Below are 1,624 nucleotides of genomic sequence, written 5' to 3'. Positions count from 1 at the left end.
CAATCCAGGTCAGGTAGTCACTCTCTTTCATCAGCGGCAGCGTGCCGGAAACCTGGGCAGCCGTCACCCGTAAGACATGAGCCATCCTGAAGTGCCGCAGTACTTCCATCTGGTTCTCAAGGTCGTCTTCCGGAATATGGGCAAGCTGTTGTCGCAGCTCATTGGCCAATGCTTCTTTTTCCGGTGGGTTATAGAGGTCACCAAGATTGAGGAATTCATCAAGAAGCGCCGGGAAGCGGGCAATCTGTTCAGCAATCCATGGGCTGGCAATACAGAGTTTGCCAAGGTGCTCCAGCGCGGCAGGGTTCTCGATCAGCAGCACCAGGTAAGCCGTTCGGCGCAATACTGCTTCAATCAACGGAAGAATTCGCAGTAAAAAAGTATCCGGTGCCGTGGAATTGGCGGCCACCCGGAGCAGTAGAGGGATAAACTTATCCAGTCGGTCACGGCTTTGCCGTCTGACCCGGGTAATGGCTTTTCCGTCTCGCAAAGAGACCAGCCGCTTCCAGGAGGCAGCAATATCCGTGAAGCCCTCCTGTGACATCAGCTGCTGCTCCTCCTCCTCACTGAGCTGGCCGAGCCAGAGAGGTTGCCACTGGTCGCTGTGAGGTTCCCGGGCATTGGTGGTTTCAGGATCAGCAATAACCGCATCAAAGTGACTGGTAACGTGCTGACGGTGTTCTTCCAGCTTGCTCAGTAACGCCAACCAGTCTTTTTGTCCCATACTGAAGGCGACCCGTGCCCGGGCCTCCGGGTTTTTCGGCAGATCCTGAGTCTGTCGATCGGCAATGGCCTGAATGGCATGTTCAAGGTTGCGCAGGAAGATATAAGCAGCTTTCAGCTCATTGGCTTCGTCAGAAGAAAAATAGTGTTTGCTCTGCAGTGTCTCCAGCACCGTCAGCAGGTTTCGCTCCTGCAGACTGCGGTCACGCCCGCCATGAATTAACTGAAAAGACTGAATAATGAATTCAATCTCGCGTATACCACCGGGCCCGAGCTTGATATTACTCTCCATGCCTTTGCGCTTCACTTCCCGCCGAATCAGCTGCTTCATTTCCCGCAGGGCGCTGATGGACCCAAAATCAATATAGCGACGATAAACAAAAGGGCGAAGCTGGCTGAGCAGTAACTGACCGGCAGGAATGTCCCCGGCAACCACCCTGGCCTTAAGCATGGCGTAACGCTCCCAGTCCCGCCCCTGATCCTGATAATACTGCTCCATCGCCGCAAAACTCATGACCAGGGCGCCGCTGGAACCATAAGGCCGTAGTCGCATATCAACCCGGAACACAAAACCATCGGCACTCTGACAATCCAGTACCCTGATCAGTCGCTGGCCAAGGCGGATAAAAAACTCCTGGTTGGTAATGATCTTTTTGCAGCCACGGGTTTCTCCCTGGCAGGGATAGGTAAACATCAGGTCGATATCTGAAGAGAGGTTGAGGTCTCTGGCACCGAGTTTACCCATACCCAGCACCACCATGTTCTGGGGAACCGGTTCTTCACCCGGAATGTTCGTACCGCAGGGTGTTCCCATGGTCTGGCAGCAGTCCCGGTAGAGCCAGTTGAGTGCACTTTCAATGCAGGCATCCGCCAGGGCCGACATATCCGCTGTCGTTTCCTC

Annotated in this window: 1 protein-coding gene; it reads right to left on the bottom strand. The window is 54.5% G+C overall.

The genetic code is table 11. The features are described from left to right. A partial coding sequence (glnE, locus tag KDK13_RS12065) for a bifunctional [glutamate--ammonia ligase]-adenylyl-L-tyrosine phosphorylase/[glutamate--ammonia-ligase] adenylyltransferase (RefSeq protein WP_257285221.1) occupies positions 1 to 1,624 on the bottom strand: 1,624 nt, incomplete at both ends.

The organism is Endozoicomonas sp. SESOKO1 (assembly GCF_024606265.1).
Taxonomy (GTDB): domain Bacteria; phylum Pseudomonadota; class Gammaproteobacteria; order Pseudomonadales; family Endozoicomonadaceae; genus Endozoicomonas.
Note: the sequence above shows the minus strand (reverse complement) of the source record. Positions and strands in the feature narration are given on the sequence as shown.